Annotated in this window: 16 protein-coding genes and 1 other RNA gene; 9 read left to right on the top strand and 8 right to left on the bottom strand. The window is 59.8% G+C overall.

What is annotated here, in order from left to right; genetic code table 11:
* Window positions 1-2 precede the first annotated feature (2 nt).
* Entirely contained in the window at window positions 3-410 is a 408-nt protein-coding gene (locus RGCCGE502_RS12250) for a DUF2000 family protein (RefSeq protein ID WP_016554479.1), read from the bottom strand.
* A gap of 33 nt (window positions 411-443) precedes the next feature.
* On the opposite strand from RGCCGE502_RS12250, the gene RGCCGE502_RS12245 reads away from it, so the two are divergent.
* Window positions 444-1,331, top strand: a complete 888-nt coding sequence (locus tag RGCCGE502_RS12245; RefSeq protein ID WP_040674480.1) for an AraC family transcriptional regulator — start codon at window positions 444-446, stop codon at window positions 1,329-1,331.
* Here the strand turns inward: RGCCGE502_RS12245 and RGCCGE502_RS12240 are convergent.
* Both RGCCGE502_RS12240 and RGCCGE502_RS12235 read right to left on the bottom strand, forming a co-directional pair.
* Window positions 1,291-2,385 (bottom strand): AbrB family transcriptional regulator, encoded by a 1,095-nt coding sequence (locus tag RGCCGE502_RS12240; protein ID WP_176705694.1) that lies wholly within the window; start codon window positions 2,383-2,385, stop codon window positions 1,291-1,293. The two genes, RGCCGE502_RS12245 and RGCCGE502_RS12240, sit on opposite strands and share 41 nt — an antisense overlap.
* A gap of 160 nt (window positions 2,386-2,545) precedes the next feature.
* Window positions 2,546-3,448 carry a LysR family transcriptional regulator gene (locus RGCCGE502_RS12235; RefSeq protein WP_016554476.1) on the bottom strand — a complete coding sequence of 301 codons (903 nt, stop codon included), beginning with the start codon at window positions 3,446-3,448 and terminating at the stop codon, window positions 2,546-2,548.
* Between the two features lie 96 nt (window positions 3,449-3,544).
* Between RGCCGE502_RS12235 and RGCCGE502_RS12230 the strand changes: the two genes are divergently transcribed.
* The 3 genes from RGCCGE502_RS12230 (at window position 3,545) to RGCCGE502_RS12220 (ending at window position 10,028) form a co-directional block, all read left to right on the top strand.
* On the top strand, window positions 3,545-4,579 hold the full coding sequence (locus tag RGCCGE502_RS12230) for an aldo/keto reductase (RefSeq protein WP_016554475.1): 1,035 nt from the start codon (window positions 3,545-3,547) through the stop codon (window positions 4,577-4,579).
* Between the two features lie 106 nt (window positions 4,580-4,685).
* Window positions 4,686-6,098, top strand: a complete 1,413-nt coding sequence (locus tag RGCCGE502_RS12225; RefSeq protein WP_016554474.1) for an FAD-binding oxidoreductase — start codon at window positions 4,686-4,688, stop codon at window positions 6,096-6,098.
* A gap of 183 nt (window positions 6,099-6,281) precedes the next feature.
* Window positions 6,282-10,028 (top strand): AsmA family protein, encoded by a 3,747-nt coding sequence (locus tag RGCCGE502_RS12220; RefSeq protein ID WP_016554473.1) that lies wholly within the window; start codon window positions 6,282-6,284, stop codon window positions 10,026-10,028.
* 149 nt (window positions 10,029-10,177) lie between these two features.
* On the opposite strand, the gene RGCCGE502_RS38750 is transcribed toward RGCCGE502_RS12220, so the two are convergent.
* The 5 genes from RGCCGE502_RS38750 to ssrA form a co-directional block, all read right to left on the bottom strand.
* Window positions 10,178-10,312, bottom strand: coding sequence for a hypothetical protein (locus tag RGCCGE502_RS38750; protein WP_016554472.1), 135 nt, complete (start codon window positions 10,310-10,312; stop codon window positions 10,178-10,180).
* A 38-nt stretch (window positions 10,313-10,350) separates the two neighbouring features.
* The gene (locus RGCCGE502_RS12215) at window positions 10,351-10,566 is read right to left on the bottom strand and encodes a ribbon-helix-helix domain-containing protein (protein WP_016554471.1); all 216 of its coding nucleotides are present in this window, start codon (window positions 10,564-10,566) and stop codon (window positions 10,351-10,353) included.
* A 97-nt stretch (window positions 10,567-10,663) separates the two neighbouring features.
* Window positions 10,664-10,858, bottom strand: coding sequence for a DUF4169 family protein (locus tag RGCCGE502_RS12210; protein ID WP_016554470.1), 195 nt, complete (start codon window positions 10,856-10,858; stop codon window positions 10,664-10,666).
* A gap of 50 nt (window positions 10,859-10,908) precedes the next feature.
* Window positions 10,909-11,418, bottom strand: coding sequence for an SspB family protein (locus RGCCGE502_RS12205; RefSeq protein ID WP_016554469.1), 510 nt, complete (start codon window positions 11,416-11,418; stop codon window positions 10,909-10,911).
* A gap of 127 nt (window positions 11,419-11,545) precedes the next feature.
* Window positions 11,546-11,914: a transfer-messenger RNA gene (gene ssrA / locus RGCCGE502_RS34930) on the bottom strand.
* Between the two features lie 467 nt (window positions 11,915-12,381).
* Between ssrA and RGCCGE502_RS12195 the strand changes: the two genes are divergently transcribed.
* The 5 genes from RGCCGE502_RS12195 (at window position 12,382) to RGCCGE502_RS12175 (ending at window position 17,659) form a co-directional block, all read left to right on the top strand.
* Entirely contained in the window at window positions 12,382-13,176 is a 795-nt protein-coding gene (locus RGCCGE502_RS12195) for a thymidylate synthase (RefSeq protein ID WP_016554467.1), read from the top strand.
* A 12-nt stretch (window positions 13,177-13,188) separates the two neighbouring features.
* On the top strand, window positions 13,189-13,704 hold the full coding sequence (locus RGCCGE502_RS12190) for a dihydrofolate reductase (protein WP_016554466.1): 516 nt from the start codon (window positions 13,189-13,191) through the stop codon (window positions 13,702-13,704).
* Window positions 13,705-13,855: 151 nt separating this feature from the next.
* The gene (gene hflK / locus RGCCGE502_RS12185; protein WP_016554465.1) at window positions 13,856-14,941 is read left to right on the top strand and encodes an FtsH protease activity modulator HflK; all 1,086 of its coding nucleotides are present in this window, start codon (window positions 13,856-13,858) and stop codon (window positions 14,939-14,941) included.
* Between the two features lie 3 nt (window positions 14,942-14,944).
* Window positions 14,945-15,871, top strand: coding sequence for a protease modulator HflC (gene hflC, locus RGCCGE502_RS12180; RefSeq protein ID WP_016554464.1), 927 nt, complete (start codon window positions 14,945-14,947; stop codon window positions 15,869-15,871).
* 192 nt (window positions 15,872-16,063) lie between these two features.
* Entirely contained in the window at window positions 16,064-17,659 is a 1,596-nt protein-coding gene (locus RGCCGE502_RS12175) for a DegQ family serine endoprotease (RefSeq protein WP_016554463.1), read from the top strand.
* The last annotated feature ends 28 nt before the right edge of the window (window positions 17,660-17,687 follow it).

Here is a 17,687-nt window from a genome sequence, read left to right as displayed (position 1 = left end):
CGTTATTGATGCATCGTCGCGCCCTTGGTGATTTTGTCTACGATCTTCTTCTCTGCCCGGATGGCGATGCCGACAACCTTGGCATCGTCAGGTGCGTATTCTGCAAAGACGGCCCGGTTGGCAACGTCGTGGCCGGTTGCGAACATCTCTTCGATGAACAGCGATGAAGTTACGCCGCGCTCTAGGGAGCGGCGATGGATCGCCGACATCGTCTCGTCCTCGGCCGACAGGACGATGATCGGCTGGATGGAAAGTGGATTATAGAGATTGCCGGCGCGGTCCTTGTAGGCCTCGCCGATCATCTCGGGGTGCTGTCCGGCGATGCCGCTCATCAGAAAGGCCGTGACGTTCAGCTTCTGCCAGGATGCAAGATTGTTTCGCAGGACGATCGCAATTTTGGTATCAAACATGCCAGTCTCTTTCATACGGGTTCGGAAGTCGCGTTGGACCAGGATGTAAACAGTCACGCCTTCGAGGGTCTTGAACGTTTGTGCGCCGAGCCCGGCGCAGACGGGATCGTGATTGCGCCGGCCTTTCCCGGAATCGAGCGGATGGAAGCGCAGTTTTCCGGCAAGGCGTTCGAGCCTCATCGCCACGATACCTACGCTCTTGGTGTGACGATGAAGGGCGTGCAGACTTTTTCGTATCGTGGCCAGCGGCGGTTCAGTATGCCGGGGCAGGTGCTCGTACTCCACCCGGATGAGGAGCACGACGGTGGAGCTGGTACTGACGACGGGCTGCAATATCGCATGCTCTATCTTGAACCAGCGCTACTGCTCGAATGCCTTGACGCCGAGAAGATCGGGCTGCCTTTCGTTGACGAGCCTGTCATCCGGGATCCGGTCCTTGCAGGTACGCTGCTCGGAGCCCTTACCGAGCTGGATCGCGAGCTCGATGAGTTGTTCGTCGACGATTTCGTTTCGCGTGTTGCGGGCGGACTTGCAAAGCATGCGAAGGCCTCACAGCGGCCGCTCGGCAACGTGGCATGGCAGCGCGCAAGATTGGCGCGCGATTATCTCGAAGCGCATGCCACGGAGGCCGTGCGATCCGGCGAGCTGGAGATTGTCACCGGTCTCGACCGCTTTTCTCTCTCCCGGCACTTTAGGGCGGCTTTTGCAACAAGCCCGCATCGCTATCTGCTCATGCGGCGGCTGCAGCAGGCGCGTGCGATGATCGGCGCAGGCGACGGGCTTTCTGATGTTGCGGCGGCGACCGGCTTTGCCGACCAGAGCCATCTCACCCGCCATTTCAAAAAGGCCTATGGCATGACACCCGGCCAATGGGCGAGCCTTAGACGGACTTCTCCGCAAGGCCGGAGCGGCGCGCGATGAAGCGTGCCAGCATTGGGCCGGTGAATAGGATCACCAGGAACCGACCGGTTTGCATCGCCATGACGAAGGGCACGTCGACATCGCTCGAGGCTGCGATGATTGCCACAGAATCGGCGCCGCCGGGGCTTGTCGCCAGATAGGCCGTGAGCGGATCGACACCTGCGAATTTGTGCAAGGCGAAGGCCATGCAGCCGCAGATCGACATCAACAGCAGGATAGAGGCAGCGACGCGGGGCAGCGCGCGAGCGGCGTGCATTACGATCCCGCGGGTGAAACGCAGCCCGATACTCCAGCCGATCAAGGCATAGCTGATCGCCAGCAGCCAGAGCGGAAGTTCGATCTTGAGCAGACCGAAGCCTTGAAGCAGCGCGCCGAGCACCAGCGGCACCGTGATCGTACCGCCCTGAATGCGAAAACGCGCCGCAAGGTAGGCGGACAGGCAGGTGAGCGCGACAGTAGCAGCCAGCGCCTGCCAGTCGACCGGCGGGAAGAGGATGAACGGCGGCGGTTCACCACCATCGGCGGCAACCCAGAGCCGCGAGACGACCGAGGCCGCCACGGCGACGAAGACCACCCGGAGGTATTGCATGAACGCGACGAGACGGGCGTCGGCACCGTAGGCTTCGGACATGATCACCATCGCCGAAGCCGCGCCCGGTGAAGAGCCCCAAACCGCGGTCGTTCCGGGCAGAACCTGCCAGCGCGTCAGCAACCAACCGAGAGCGGCCGCGGCGACGATGACGGAGAGGATCATCGCGAGAAAGAGCGGTGCATCGGTCGCCATGGTCTTCAGAATGTCGACGGTGATGGCGCGCGCCATCAAAAAACCGACGAGCGCCTGTCCGAATAGGAGTGGCCAGCGCGGGACCTTGAGCGATCCCTGGCCGATCGAAAGGGCAAGGACAATCGCGGCCACCATCGGGCCGATAAGCAGCGAGGCCGGCAGTCCAAGCATTTCGAGCCCGACCACAAGCAGGGTCGAGACGCTGAGCAGGAGGATCCACCGCGGCAGGTTGGCGTGTCGAAAGGAACGGCTGGCGTCGTGCAACGGCATGATTCCCATGCATGTCTTGCCAATGCTGGAACTGCGATCAGTCGAAGCAGGAGAGCAGCGCTGGCTGGCAAAAGAGGCCGGCTAGAGAGACCGGAGGATATGCGTCGATATAGGCGCCGGCCGGGGAAGGGGTCAATTGCGAAATCCTGCAGACGCGATGTCAGAGGCTGACGCGCTCCGCGAGGAAGTCGAGCAGCGCTCGGACGCGAGCCGGCAGCGGACCGCCCTGGCCAATGTAGACGGCGTAGAATTCTTCGATGTCGCCGGGATTGATGTCCTCAAGAACCGGGACCAGCCGCCCGGCCTCGATATCGGCGCGAACGGTGAAGGTGGCGAGGCGGACCAGGCCTGCGCCTGACAGCGCCATATATCGCATCGCTTCGCCGTCGCCCACCTGGACGCCTGGCGTAATCGGCAACGCAATGGTCTCGCCGCCATCGAGCAACGGCCATCCCTGAACGCTGCGCGCATAAGAGAAGCCAACACGGCGATGGTGCTTCAGGTCGGTAATGGTTTTCGGCTCGCCTTCGCGCTTCAAGTAGTCCGGTGATGCCACGATGACGTTGCCGGTGAAGCCAAGCTTGCGCGCAATGAGGCTGGAGCTCTTCAACGGTCCGGCGCGGATCGCGACATCGGCTCGATCCTCGACGAGATCGACGATGGCGTCTGTGTGTGAGATGTCGAGCGTGACGGCGGGATTGAGCGCCAGAAATTCGGAAACGAGTGGCGCGAGGATATGATGGCCGAAGGAGGCACTGGTGTTGATGCGTATAGGCCCGGTGGCCTGTTCTCCTGATGATGCGTAGCGTTCGGCCTCCGCTATATCCGCAAGGATGGAAACGCTGCGCTCGTAAAAGGCGGATCCCTCAGGCGTCAGATGCAGCTTGCGGGTCGAACGGTTGACGAGGCGAGCGCCGAGGCGTGCCTCAAGGCGGGCGATAAGCTTGCTTACTGCAGACGGAGTCATTCGGCAGGCACGCGCCGCGGCCGTGAAGCCGCCGAGTTCGACGGCGCGCACGAAGACTTCCATTTCGCCGGAGCGATTGATGTCCTGCCTGCTCATGATGACTTCAATTCACGGATAGTTTTCCTTCCGGCAATCTATATCACGGTAGATTCAGTGTCTATCTCTTCTGAAGTCCACAACAGGAGACCGATCATGGAATACAGAAATCTCGGCGCGTCAGGCCTCAGGGTGCCGGTTTTGAGCTTCGGCGCGGGAACATTCGGAGGCTCGGGCCCGCTCTTCGGCGCATGGGGAACTACGGACGCAGCCGAAGCCCGGCGCCTGGTCGACATTTTGTTGGAAGCGGGCGTCAACCTTTTCGATACCGCAGACGTCTATTCGGCCGGGGCCTCCGAGGAGGTCCTCGGCCAGGCGATCGCCGGTCGGCGCGACGCTGTGCTGATCTCAACCAAGATCGCGTTGCCGATGGGCGATGGACCGGCGGATTGGGGAACGTCGCGCTCGCGCCTCATACGTTCGACGGAGGAGGCGTTGAAGCGCCTCGGCACGGACTACATCGACCTGCTGCAGCTTCATGCATTCGATGCCTCGACTCCCATCGAAGAGGTGCTAGCAACGCTGGATGGGCTGATTGCTGCAGGGAAAATTAGCTATGTCGGCGTCTCGAATTTCGCGGGATGGCAGTTGATGAAATCGCTCGGGATTGCGGAGCAGCATGGCTATCCGCGCTATGTTGCGCATCAGGTCTATTACTCGCTGGCTGGTCGTGACTACGAATGGGAACTGATGCCGCTCGCCGCCGATCAGGGCGTCGGCGCATTGGTCTGGAGCCCGCTTGCCTGGGGCCGTCTCACCGGCAAGATCAGGCGCGGCCAGCCGTTGCCTGAGGGAAGTCGGCTGCACCAGACGGCAGAATACGGGCCGCCGGTCGATGACGAGAAGCTCTACGATATCGTCGATGCACTGTTCGAGGTTTCCGAAGAGACGGGCAAGACTGTCCCGCAGATCGCCCTCAATTGGCTTATCGGCCGCCCAACCGTTTCCAGTGTCATCATCGGCGCGCGCAACGAGGAGCAGCTGCGACAGAATCTCGGAGCTGTCGGCTGGTCATTGTCGAAGGAGCAGGTGGAAAAGCTCGACAAAGCGAGTGTCGTTACCGCGCCATATCCCTACTTCCCATACCGCAGGCAGGAAGCTTTTGCGCGGCTCAACCCGCCGGTGGTCTAAGGGCGCACGATAGGGGACGGTTCTCCCCGACCATGCACTAGACAGGCGCCATCTCTTGTCTCATACCAACCTGCCTCCGGGTGTGAAGGTGAAGGAGATCAAAGAGATGGCGCTCAAAGATGCAAAATCCGGAACACGCAACGAGGTAGGCATCGCCGCCGTTCTTGGTATTCTGAAACAGAGCTTCGGTGAGCGCTTCCAGACCGGCGAGGCGTTCCGCGCACAGCACGCGCATACCACTACCTACATCCCGGCTCAGCTGCCCGATGGCGTGCTCTTTGCAGAGAGTGCCGACGATGTGAAGGCTGCGGTCAAGATTTGCGCCGAGCACAAGGTGCCGGTCATTGGCTTCGGCACTGGCTCGTCGCTGGAAGGGCAGGTCAATGCGCCGAATGGCGGTATATCGATCGATTTCAGCCGAATGAATCGGATTCTTGAAGTCAATGCTGAAGATCTTGACTGCACCGTCGAGCCCGGTGTGACGCGTGAGGAATTGAACACTTATCTCCGTGATACTGGTCTGTTCTTTCCAATCGATCCCGGAGCAAACGCTTCGATCGGTGGCATGACTTCCACGCGGGCCTCCGGAACAAATGCCGTGCGTTACGGCACGATGAAGGACAATGTGCTCGCTGTCACGGCGGTGACAGCAAATGGCGAGGAAGTCCGCACTGCGCGACGTGCACGCAAGTCGTCCGCCGGCTACGACATGACCCGGCTGTTCGTCGGCGCGGAAGGCACGCTTGGCATATTGACGTCGGTGACGTTGAGGCTGCAGGGCATCCCGCAGAAGATCGGCGGTGGCGTTTGTGCCTTTCCGACCATTCGAGCCGCCTGCGACGCCGTCATCATGACCATCCAGATGGGCATTCCCGTCGCCCGCATCGAACTTTTGGATGCCTTGCAAATTCGCGCCTGCAATGCCTATTCGAAGCTGAATTACGAGGAGAAGCCGACGCTCTTCCTCGAATTTCATGGCACGGATGAGACCGTTGCCCTGCAATCGGAACAGTTTGCCGAGATCGCCTCCGAATGCGGGGGTGGCGCGTTTTCATGGACGGTCAACGCCGAGGAGCGCAGCAGGCTCTGGAAGGCAAGGCACGATGCTTATTGGGCATCGCGTGCGCTGGCGCCTGAGATGGCTGCGCTCTCGACGGATGTCTGCGTGCCGATTTCCCGTCTTGCCGATTGCATCGGCGAGACGCAGGCCGATATAGAGGAACATGGCCTGTTGGCGATGATCGTCGGACATGCCGGCGATGGGAATTTCCATGTGCTCCTGTTGTTCGACGACAAGACCGACGAAGGTATTGCTGTCGCTGAGACCTTTGTCGGCAGGCTCAATGCGCGCGCTTTGGCGATGGACGGCACCTGCACCGGCGAACACGGCATCGGCCAAGGCAAGATGGCGTTCCTCGAAGAGGAGCTTGGTGGCACGGTCGACCTCATGCGGCAGGTCAAGAAGGCGCTCGATCCGGACGATATCTTCAATCCCGGAAAGATATTCCATATTGCCTGAAAACGAACACTCTGTTGCGCTTGTCTACCAGACGAGACCGACCGAGAGGCAAATAACCGGGCATGAGGAGAATTCATCTCGGAATCAAGTAAATAGAGCACGATGTTGCCGGAAAGCGGCTTCACAGCTTTCGGTATGATGCTCTAGTGTCCGCGATGGATTCCCAAATGGAGAATTGTTGAGTTGGTAGGCCGGTTCCTCGTCTTTCTAGGCGGAGTGATTGTCGTAGCGCTGTTCGTGGCGCTGCTGGCGCCATTGTTTATCGACTGGACGGACTTCCGAAAGAATTTCGAGGATCAAGCAAGTCGGATCATCGGCAAGAAAGTCGTCGTCCACGGTGCGGTGGATGCGCGCCTGCTGCCGTTTCCATCGGTGACACTGCATGACGTGCGCGTCGGGCAGGAACTCGACGGGTCGCCGCTTGTGCAGGTCGAGCAGTTTTCGATGGATGCCGAACTCGCGCCGTTCCTCTCCGGCGAGGCGTTGATCTTCGACATGCGCGTGGTCAACCCGAAGGTAAAGCTGCGGCTGCTGAAAGACGGCACGCTCGACTGGACACGCGGCAGCCAGCCCGAAATTCCGGCCAGGACGGTTGTTCTTGAGAACGTCCATGTCAGCGGCGGCGATGTTCAATTTATCGACGACCAGTCCGGACGCACAAGGCACGTTACCGGCCTGAATGCCGAAATGTCGGCCAAGTCGCTTGCCGGTCCATGGCGGATCGAAGGTGATGCGGCCCTCGATGGCGCGCATGGCAACTTCACGATCGCCAGCAATCAGCCGGACGAGAACGGAATCCTGCGGATGCGGACGCGGCTGCAGCCCGACAAGCAGCCGGTGACGGTCGATCTCGACGGAGAGCTGAAGCTCGTCGATCGCCGGCCGAACTATCAGGGAACGGTATCGGCTTCGATTGAGAACCGGGATGGCAAGAAGACCGCCAAGGGCGATCTGCCTCCACGCCTAAAGGGAAAGTTCGAACTTACCAACGAGAGCGTCCGGATACCGGAATATCGGCTGGAGGTCGGGGCGACAGACGATCCCTATGTCGTCACCGGCGAGGCGACGCTCGATACGGGAAGCAAGCCGCAGTTCCTGCTGATCGCAAACGGCCAGCAGATCGATGTCAATCGCATCGGCAATCAGGGCGCGAACGGCAAGACGACCCGCGATGCCGGCCTCTCAGCGCGACAGCGATTGAACGCGCTGATCCAGATCGTTTCACAGGTGCCGGTACCGCAGGTGCCAGGGAAGGCGAGCGTTCGCTTGCCGGCTATCGTTGCTGGCGACACGACGATCCGCGACATTCAGCTCGATGTCCAGCCCGCTGGCAGCGGCTGGACGATCGACAATGCGGTTGGCACGCTTCCCGGTCGCACGCAGGTCGAAGGCCAAGGCAAGCTCAATCTGCAAGGACAGCCGTCCTTCGTTGGGCAGATGACAGTGGCGTCCAATCAGCCCACAGGTCTTGCGGCCTGGCTTGCCGGTTCTGTCGATCCGGCGATCCGCCAGCTGAGGCAAGCGGGTTTTTCCGCCGATGTCAGCCTCACCCACGACCGCCAGACGTTCGACAACCTGGAGATTGCCGTCGGGCAGGCGACGCTTAAGGGCAGGCTGGATCGCCAGGCTGCGGCCAATCAGACCCCGACGCTGAATGTCGCGCTTGCCGGCGACGCGCTCGATCTGGATGCGCTGCGTGCGCTGACAGGATTGCTTACCGGTCAGGACGCAGGCGACAATGTGCTTGATCACAAAATCACGGCACGGCTGAAGGCCGACAAATTCACCGCCTTCGGCGTCGAAGCGGCCGATGTCGAGACAAACTTTACAATTGCCGATGGCGCTTTGGCGGTCGAGAAACTTGCTGTGAAGAACCTGGCAGGGGCCGAGGTGACTGCGACCGGTCGCGCCGAGGGGTCGCTGCTCGATTACAAGGGCTCGGGGGAAATCACCTTCAAATCAGCCGATCCGGGCTCCTTCTTCACCATGCTCAAGCAACACCTCCCGCAGCACCCGGTCATGGATCGGCTCGTGCGCAATGCCGCGTGGTACACGAATACTGCCTTGCGTGGTGCCCTGACACTTGGCGGGGAGGAGGGCGATGGTCTGACCCTGACATTGGCTGGCGTGAGCAATGGCAGCCGCGTCAACCTCGACTACCGCATGTCGGACCTTCTGGCGCTGACAGGCAAGGGTACTACCAGCCTGGAGGCGACGCTCGAGAACAGCGTCACCTCCATCCTGTTCGGGCAGGCCGGCCTTGATCCGTTGCCGGTTGAAGCCGACGCCAACGGGCGTATGACCCTCAAGGTGCAGGCGGAGGGAACGGAGCCTGCTGACGCGCAGCTGACGTTTGCCACCGACCGCACCTCGTTTACCGCGGGCGGTAAGGTCGACGTTCGCCCGCAAACCTTCATGAATGGACAGCTTGCGGTTTCGCTGGAGAGCGCGGACCTCGATCCGTACCTTGTCATGAACGGCATCGCTGTCCCGCAAATGGGTACGGGCTTGCCGTTCAAGTTGACGACAAACGCGACGATCGACGATGACAAGATTGCTCTTTCTGACGTGGCCGGCCATGCCGCCGACAACGAGTTCAGCGGCGCGCTAACAGTTGACCGCAAGGCCGAGAAGACCACGGCAAGCGGCGCATTGGCGCTTTCAAAGGCTGATGCCGCCTGGCTCGGGGAAGCCATCTACGGGCCAATGACGGATGCGGCGACCGGCAACCTGTCAGCGGGGGGGCTCGGCTTGCCGGTCTTCAAGGACATGGACGTCAGCCTCAAGCTCTCCGCCAAAGAATTCTGGCCAGGCTGGTCGGGCGCTATTTCGGATTTCACATCTGATGTGGCGTACAAGGGCGACGAACTACAATTGAACAACATCAAGGGCGCATGGGACGGCGGCAGCCTCGACGGCAGTCTCCTCTTTACCAATGCCAATGGGACGGGCTTCTTCCAGACGAAGCTGGCGCTGGCGAACGCGGACCTTGCCGCTGTGGTGTGGCCGCGCGACGGCGCGCCCGTGGCCAGCGGCAAGTTCGGACTGGGGCTCTCCATGGAAGCGTCCGGCAAATCCATGAAGGATATCGCCGGTTCGCTGAACGGCTCCGGAGAGCTTCGGCTCGGCGAAACGAGCGTTCGCGGGCTCAATCTTGGGATGTTGGCGCCATTGCTGGCAGCCACCGATCCGATGCAGGATCAGCTGAATGCCGGCAAGGTCCATCCGATCGTCGAGACCTTGCTCAACAACGGCGAAGCGAAGCTGCCGCCGACTGCCATCCCGTTCAACGTGACAGATGGTGTGCTGCGCTTTCAGAACGTCAGCGTGACGACCGATCAGGCGAAGGTGGTTGGCAACGGCCAGATCGACCTGCCGCAAGAGCGTATCAATGCATCACTCAACATTGCGCTCAATCCAGGCGGTGAGGTGCTTCCAGGTGCCGAACCTGCGATCCGTCTGGACTTTTCGGGGCTGCTCGCGTCGCCTGGCCGAACCATGGACGTCACCGATATCACCGGCTTCCTGTCCTTGCGTGCCTTCGAGCGTGAGCGCCGGCGCGTCGAGCGCCTGCAGTCAAACGTGCTGGAAAAGCAGCGACTGCGCCGCGAAGTTGCTCTCTTCAAGTTCAATGATCTGGAACGCCAAAAGGCCGCAGCCTTCGAAGCGCAGCAGCAGGCCGAAGAGCAGCGTTTAAGAGATCTGGCGGCCGCCCAGGCAGAGCGTGAGAGGCAAGCGGCCGAAGCGAAAGCAAAGGCTGAGGCGGAGGCAAAGGCGAAAGCCGATGCAGCAGCACGCGTGAAGGCGGCGGAAGAAAAGGCCGCCGCGGATGCGGCGCGACGCGCACAGGAGCAGCTTTCCGTTCCCCCAGAAAACTCGCTCAACTTCGAACCTGTACCGGGGTTGCCCGGTGTGCAGATGCCGCAGTAATTGCGGCGGCCACATCAGGGAAATCACCGTAGATTCGAGCGCGTTGTCATTGTAGACGCTCGATCACCCGTTGCTCCAGGTGGATTGCCGTTTGACTTGCTTTGCTTTGGTGGCTCTCCCAATCGTCATCAATCAGACCAAGATATCCATCACGAGCGTAAGCCAGCACGCTGAAGGCCGCTGGAGACCGCCGATCCGCGCAGGTAGACCAGCAGCAACGTCTCCGCAAAGAGTGCCTTTGCGATATCCAATACGGCAAGCGCTTGATCCGCTGTTTTTATCATTGTCCAGCGGGACTATCCCATTGTTGCTGTGTGCTAACTCACGGCCCCTCGGCTTTCAACCAATGTAGGACGTAGACACGAAGGGCCGAAGAAAGGTTGCTTTCGGGCTGACGCTGATCATCAATGTCGGAAATCAGAGCTGCGAGTGGAATGTCGCGCGCCCTGGCAATCCTGTTCAGCTCGGCCCAGAATTCGTCTTCCAGAGAAAAGCTGGTGCGGTGTCCGTGTAGTGTGGCCGAGTGCTTGCGGATCATCGCAAGGCTTCAGAATTCGATTCAAGCAGCTGATGATCTGAATCCGGACAGCCGTTCAAGTGATTGATCCGGGGATCTTTTTCATTTTCCCGGATGGTCATTTATCGTCGTCGGATTTCTCGATGTGGCCCTGCTGATGAGAGCGTTCGGCTTTCTCGTTGAGCGCCTTGGTGAGCTGCTTCTCAACCTTGGTACGGCCGAAGGAAATGCGGTTTTGCTCGGCCTGCTTTTCCTTATCGGCGCGGGCCTGCTTCTTTTTGAACTGGCGGAGATTGACGACTTCGGCGGTCACGGCTGGCCCCGATCGGAATTGAAAAAGGGAAGCAGTTGCTTCCCTTGGTTTTACTGCTTCTTTCGGAAGGCGTCGAGCGAGACGACCGAACCGGGCTTCTTTTCCTCGCCGTCGGCTTTGGCGGCGGGCGTTTCCTCCGACTTCTCGGATGCCACGGGATAAGCAGTGATCTCTGCTGCGGGAAGCTCGTCGCTGTCGGCGAGAGGCACGTCGAATTCGAGCTCGAAGTTCACCGAGGGATCGTAGAAGCCGCGGATCGCATTGAATGGAATGAAGAGCTTTTCCGGAACATCAGAGAAGGAAAGGCCGATCTCGAACGTCGTCTCAGTGATCTTCAATTCCCAGAACTGGTGCTGGATGACGATGGTCATCTGTTCCGGATACTTTGCTTTCAGGTGCTGCGAGATGCGAACACCCGGAGCGCCGGTAAGGAAGGTGATGAAGAAATGATGCTCGCCCGGCAGGCGGCCCGTCGCGGCAACTTCGGACAATACCTTGCGGATGACGCCACGCAGTGCGTCCTGTGCCAGAATGTCGTAACGGATGTGATCCTGCCCCATGCTTTCCTGTCTTTCGTTAGGTTCGGACTCGTTTCCCAAGGCTGTATGGCATGCCAAGACGCCCTGGAAAAGGCCTGAGCCGAGTCATGCTTGACCAAACCATACATGATTTGCGCGCAAGGGAGAAGGTGAAGGCTTCTGTTGCCAGGTGCCTTCGGACCCCGCCTAGAGGTGCGAACCACTAGGGCTTTATTTGAAGTGTCACACCGCGATTAAGCAGCGAGACGAGCTTCCGCATAGTTGTCGTTTGCAACTACAATTTTAGCCCGATAACGGCGGTACAATGCCGAGCAAAAAGACGATCTTTACACCCTTGTCGATCCTGTTTCGCCCCCATCAAAAGCCGGCCATCTCATTCTGGGCCGCCGGTTTTTGGTGGAGGCGCCGGGTACCGCCCCCGGGTCCAATAGGTTTATTACACCGCTCATTTATCGCCATAGCCGGCCCGAAGACCGGCATGGGTGATATAGTGTTTTCCGTCAGGGATGGGAAGAGGTGTTGTCACAAAACCGTGTGGTCCGGTCAGAAAGCGAAAGGATGTTCGGCAACCTAAGAGATCGCCTTCCGATCGCCGAAGGCGCGCCACGCTTCTTCAGTATGCGTACCTGACGATCCCGGCCACGGCTCCTACTGGTAGGGAGGCGGCAGGGCGTCGGCTGCACCCCCGCGCGACCCGGTAGATCTCGATCAGGAGAACAGCCAGCAGCGCGGCGGAGTCAGTCGAATAGTCCTTCGCGATCCTCTGCATTTCCTCGCAGTACGGCACGGACCGGCTGACCATGTCATCAAAGACGTCGGCAACCTTCGCATTGAACGTGAAATCGCCAATAGGCTGATCCTAGTCAGCGAATGGATACGTGGCCGCTGATCGTGACGGAGATTTGTCGGGATAAAGCTCGCGCGACGATTGGTTTCGATGCGCGAAGCGCTTAAATAAGTTGAGAACGGAATCGGCGGCGAACGATGAAGCAGTATCTCGATCTTCTGAAGCATGTGATGGAACACGGAACCGATCGCGGCGATCGCACCGGCACAGGCACGCGCTCTGTGTTCGGCTATCAGATGCGGTTCGACCTGCAGGAAGGCTTTCCGGTTCTTACGACAAAGAAGCTGCATCTGCGGTCCATCATCCATGAGTTGCTCTGGTTCCTACGTGGCGACACCAATATCCGCTACCTCAAGGACAATGGCGTTTCGATTTGGGATGAATGGGCGGACGAGAATGGCGATCTGGGGCCAGTCTATGGCGCGCAGTGGCGCTCGTGGCCTTCGCCAGATGGCGGCCATATAGATCAGATCGCTAAACTCGTTGCCGGCATCGTCAAGAATCCGAACTCGCGCCGCCATATCGTTTCTGCGTGGAATCCTGCCGAGGTCGATGATATGGCGCTTCCGCCATGCCATTGCCTGTTCCAGTTCTACGTCGCCGACGGCAAGCTTTCCTGCCAGCTTTATCAGCGCTCCGCGGATATCTTCCTCGGGGTGCCCTTCAATATTGCCTCGTATGCATTGCTGACGATGATGGTTGCGCAGGTGGCCGGCCTGAAGCTCGGTGATTTCGTGCACACGCTCGGCGATGCGCATCTCTATCACAACCACTTCGAGCAGGCGAAGCTGCAACTGACCCGCACGCCGAAGCCGTTGCCGTTCATGCGGATCAACCCCGATGTGAAGGATATCTTCGGCTTCAAGTTCGAGGATTTCGAGTTGGTCGGATACGAGGCCGACGCCAGCATCAAGGCGCCGATTGCGGTGTGATCGGAGACGTCGATGTCTGACATTTGCAAGACGATCGTGGTCGCCGTTTCCGAGAACGGCATCATCGGGCGGGATGGTGACATGCCATGGCGGCTCTCCACCGATCTCAAGCGCTTCAAGGCGCTGACACTGGGCAAGCCTGTTGTCATGGGGCGCAAGACCTATGACTCCATTGGTAAGCCGCTGCCCGGGCGACCAAACATCATGATTTCCCGGCAGTCTGCCGCGGTAGCGAATCCGGACGTGCATATGGCTCATTCGCTGACCGAGGCCATCAGCCTTGCAGAGCACCTTGCCAAGCAAAATGGTGAGAGCGAAATCTGCATCATCGGTGGTGGGCAGATCTATGAGCAGGCCATCGATCTCGCCGACCGGCTGTGCGTGACGCATGTCGAAACCGCGGTCGAAGGCGATACGTCGTTTCCGGCGATTGACTCAGCGCTCTGGAGGGCGACGGAGACGATCGACGTGCCTGCAGGCGACAAGGATAGCTATCCCACGAAATTCGTGGTCTATGACCGGCGCTAACCGCTGAAAACCAACTATTTTCCAATAAATATCGTCAAGTTCCTCATGCTGCGTTGAAAGCAGATGCGGCGATACCTATAACGGTCACGATCGCAGCTATCCGCCGCCCCCGTGGGTTAGGCGATCGGAGTTCAACGAATAAGAGGTTTTGATGCCCTGGAGCAATCAGAATGGCGGCGGCGGCCCTTGGGGCGGCGGCGGCGGTAACAATCAGGGACCATGGGGGCAAGGGCCCAATCGCCCGCGCGGTGGCGGCAAGGGCGGGCCGCCTGATCTTGAGGATATTATCCGGCGCGGTCAGGATCAGCTGCGCAACATTGTGCCTGGCGGGTTCAACGGCGGCGTGCTTGTCATCGTCGCGGCGATTTTGGTGGTGTTCTGGCTCTTCCAGTGCATCTATATCGTCCAGCCGGACGAGCGCGGCGTCGAACTGCGTTTCGGCAATCCCAAGGAAGAAGTTTCCACTCCGGGCCTGCATTTCCACCTGTGGCCGATGGAGACCGTCGAGATCGTCAAGGTGACGATGCAGCAGCAGAATATCGGTGCGGCGTCGACGTCGACATCCTCGTCGAGCGGGCTGATGCTTTCCGGTGACCAGAACATCCTGAACGTTCAGTTTTCAGTCTTCTTCACGGTCAGCGATCCCAAGGCCTACCTTTTCAACGTCGAGAACCCGGCTGAGACGCTGCAGCAGGTCGCCGAAAGCGCCATGCGCGAAGTTGTCGGTCGCCGTCCGGCCCAGGATGCCTTCCGCGACAATCGTCAGCCGATTGAAACGGAAGTCGCCAACATCGTCCAGGGAACCATGGATCGCTACAGGGCTGGTATTTCCATCGGCGCCGTGACGATTCAGGACGTAGCGCCGCCACGTGAAGTTGCCGATGCCTTCGAAGAAGTGCAGCGGGCCGACCAGGACAAGCAGCGATTGGTCGAAGAGGCCAATCAGTACGCCAACCAGAAGCTCGGTCAGGCACGCGGTGACGCCGCCCAGATTCGCGAAGCGGCAGCGGCCTACAAGAACCGCGTCGTCAAGGAAGCCGAAGGTGAGGCTCAGCGCTTCTCGTTCATCAACGAACAATATGCGAAGGCGCCCGAGGTCACTCGTACGCGTCTCTTCCTTGAAACGATGGAGCAGGTTCTGAAGAATTCCAAGAAGGTCGTGATCGACGAGAAGCAAGGGGTTGTGCCTTACTTGCCGCTCAATGAGATCGGCAAACCGGCGCAGCAGGGAGGTTGAGCCATGACATCGAACAGGCTTCCCCTCATTCTCGGCCTTATCGCCGTCGTCTTGATTGCGCTCTACTCGTCGGTCTTCGTCGTGAATGCGCGTGAGCAGGCGATTGTTGTCCGCTTCGGTCAGATCCAGTCGGTGAAGACCGAGCCGGGTATCTACTTCAAGCTGCCGTTTGCCTTCATGGATGCCGACCGCGTCCAGATCGTGGAACGGCAGGCACTGCGCTTCGACCTCGACAACATTCGTGTTCAGGTTCGTGGCGGCGCGACCTTCGATGTTGATGCCTTCGTGGTCTATGACATCAGGGATGTCCGCAAGTTCCGTGAAACGGTCTCGGGCGATCGCGAGGCAGCGGAAGCACGCCTTCGCACGCAACTCGATTCTTCGCTTCGGCGTGTCTACGGCCTGCGCGACTTCGATGCCGCACTGTCTGAAGAGCGTGTGGCAATGATGCTCGAGGTTCGCGACGACTTGCATCGCGATGCCGAAGATCTTGGTCTCAACATTCAGGACGTCCGCATCCGTCGTACGGATCTGACGCGCGAAGTCGCGCCGAAGACCTACGACCGGATGCGCGCCGAGCGTCTTGCCGAAGCTGAACTCCTGCGTGCGCAGGGTACGGAAGAGGGCCAACGCCGCCGGGCTATCGCAGACAGGCAGGTGGTCGAAATCACCGCCGAAGCGCAACGCGATTCTGAAGTCCTGCGCGGTCAGGGCGACGCCGAGCGCAACCGCTTGTTTGCGGATGCATTCAGTAAGGATCCTGCGTTCTTCGAGTTCTATCGTTCGATGGCCGCTTATTCGACGGCTCTGACCTCGCAAGACACGACGTTGGTGATCTCGCCGAACTCGCAGTTCTTCCGTTTCTTCAACGACGCAAGCGGCGCGCCGCGAAACGCAGCGCCGGCAATGCCGACAGCGCCGACCAACTGATCGCCGCGTTGCGGCGCCGGACAAAAAAACGCGAAGGCCGGCTAGTCTGCCGGCCTTTTTGCGTTGCGGCACCAGAGCTGCGAGCGCAGTGAACAGGATTGCACGGGATTTCGCGAAAAGGTGATTTCACCCTCCATCATTCCGCCTTATGCTGGTGCTCAGAGTGCGTTTTATTTGAAATGAGGATGCTTGATGGCCCCGACGACCCGCCCGACCTTCAGACGATCGCTCGCTCTCCTGGCCGGCGCCGCACTTCTGGCAAATGTTGGTTTCACCGGCTCGGTGCAGGCACAGGGCACCCCGCCGATGAACGGTCCGGCGTCCGTTGCCGATCTCGCCGAAGGGCTCCTCAATGCCGTTGTAAACATTTCGACGTCGCAGAATGTCAAGGATGACGAGGGTGTTGGCCCGGCGCCGCGCGCGCCCGACGGTTCGCCCTTCCAGGAATTCTTCAACGACTTTTTCAATAAGCAGAAGGGTAACAAGGGCGGCAACCACAACGTCAATTCGTTGGGTTCCGGCTTTGTGATCGACCCGCAGGGCTACATCGTCACGAACAACCACGTCATTGAAGGGGCTGACGATATCGAAGTCAATTTCGCCGATGGCACGAAGCTGAAGGCGAAGCTGATCGGCACCGATACCAAGACCGATCTTTCGGTGCTGAAGGTTGAGCCAAAGACACCGCTGACGGCCGTCAAGTTCGGCGATTCCAGCGGAATGCGCATCGGTGACTGGGTCATGGCGATCGGCAATCCGTTCGGCTTCGGCGGGTCGGTGACTGTCGGCATCATTTCGGGACGCGGTCGCAACATCAACGCCGGACCCTATGACAACTTCATCCAGACGGATGCGGCCATCAACAAGGGCAATTCCGGCGGCCCGCTCTTCAACATGAAGGGCGAGGTTATTGGCATCAACACGGCGATCATTTCGCCGAGCGGCGGATCGATCGGTATCGGTTTCTCGGTGCCGTCGGAATTGGCTGCAGGCGTCGTCGAGCAGCTGCGCGAGTTTGGCGAAACGCGCCGCGGCTGGCTCGGTGTGCGCATTCAGCCGGTTACCGACGATGTTGCTGACAGCCTCGGCCTATCGAGCGCCAAGGGTGCGCTGGTGGCGGGGGTCATCAAGGGTGGTCCCGTTGATGATGGTTCGATCAAGGCTGGCGACGTCATCCTCAAGTTCGACGGCAAGCCTGTTAACGAGATGCGTGATTTGCCACGCGTGGTGGCGGAAAGCCCAGTGGGCAAGGAAGTCGACGTTGTCGTGCTTCGTGACGGCAAGGAGCAGACCGTGAAGGTGAAGCTCGGCCGCCTCGAGGATAGCGATCAGGCCGCCTCGAACGATGCCGACGCCAACAACAAGGGCGGTGTCATCAATCCGGATCCTGATGAAAACCAGGATATGGACGAGCCGGATGACCAGCAGAGCCAGCCCATGCCGGATGGCAAGGGCAAGACGGATCAGGCTGCACCCGATGCAGCGAATCCGAAGAATGTACTCGGCCTGTCGCTGTCTGAGCTAAGCGCGGAGACCCGGAAAACCTTCGGTATCGCTGAAAGCGTCGACGGCGTGCTTGTCGCTGAGGTCGCAGCCGGCTCTTTGGCGGCGGAAAAGGGATTGAAGCCGGGTGACGTGATCGTTGAGGTGGCGCAGGAGTTTATGCGCTCGCCCGAGGCCGTCGCCGCGAAGGTGCAGTCGCTAAAGCAGGAAGGCCGGCGGAACGCGCAGATGATGATCGCGTCGGCAAACGGCGACTTGCGCTTCGTAGCTGTGCCGATGGAGTAGCGAGACGAGGGCTCGCTCATCCCTTCAA

This window comes from Rhizobium grahamii CCGE 502, from assembly GCF_000298315.2.
Lineage (GTDB): Bacteria > Pseudomonadota > Alphaproteobacteria > Rhizobiales > Rhizobiaceae > Rhizobium > Rhizobium grahamii.
This window is presented reverse-complemented; position numbering and strand designations above follow the sequence as displayed.

Bases quoted from the DNA above. Each gene is read 5' to 3' on its own strand.
- RGCCGE502_RS12250 (WP_016554479.1), bottom strand. From the start codon at position 410: ATGTTTGATACCAAAATTGCGATCGTCCTGCGAAACAATCTTGCATCC.
- RGCCGE502_RS12240 (WP_176705694.1), bottom strand. From the start codon at position 2,385: ATGCCGTTGCACGACGCCAGCCGTTCCTTTCGACACGCCAACCTGCCG.
- RGCCGE502_RS12235 (WP_016554476.1), bottom strand. From the start codon at position 3,448: ATGAGCAGGCAGGACATCAATCGCTCCGGCGAAATGGAAGTCTTCGTG.
- RGCCGE502_RS12230 (WP_016554475.1), top strand. From the start codon at position 3,545: ATGGAATACAGAAATCTCGGCGCGTCAGGCCTCAGGGTGCCGGTTTTG.
- RGCCGE502_RS12225 (WP_016554474.1), top strand. From the start codon at position 4,686: ATGGCGCTCAAAGATGCAAAATCCGGAACACGCAACGAGGTAGGCATC.
- RGCCGE502_RS38750 (WP_016554472.1), bottom strand. From the start codon at position 10,312: ATGATAAAAACAGCGGATCAAGCGCTTGCCGTATTGGATATCGCAAAG.
- RGCCGE502_RS12215 (WP_016554471.1), bottom strand. From the start codon at position 10,566: ATGATCCGCAAGCACTCGGCCACACTACACGGACACCGCACCAGCTTT.
- RGCCGE502_RS12205 (WP_016554469.1), bottom strand. From the start codon at position 11,418: ATGGGGCAGGATCACATCCGTTACGACATTCTGGCACAGGACGCACTG.
- RGCCGE502_RS12195 (WP_016554467.1), top strand. From the start codon at position 12,382: ATGAAGCAGTATCTCGATCTTCTGAAGCATGTGATGGAACACGGAACC.
- RGCCGE502_RS12190 (WP_016554466.1), top strand. From the start codon at position 13,189: ATGTCTGACATTTGCAAGACGATCGTGGTCGCCGTTTCCGAGAACGGC.
- hflK (WP_016554465.1), top strand. From the start codon at position 13,856: ATGCCCTGGAGCAATCAGAATGGCGGCGGCGGCCCTTGGGGCGGCGGC.
- hflC (WP_016554464.1), top strand. From the start codon at position 14,945: ATGACATCGAACAGGCTTCCCCTCATTCTCGGCCTTATCGCCGTCGTC.
- RGCCGE502_RS12175 (WP_016554463.1), top strand. From the start codon at position 16,064: ATGGCCCCGACGACCCGCCCGACCTTCAGACGATCGCTCGCTCTCCTG.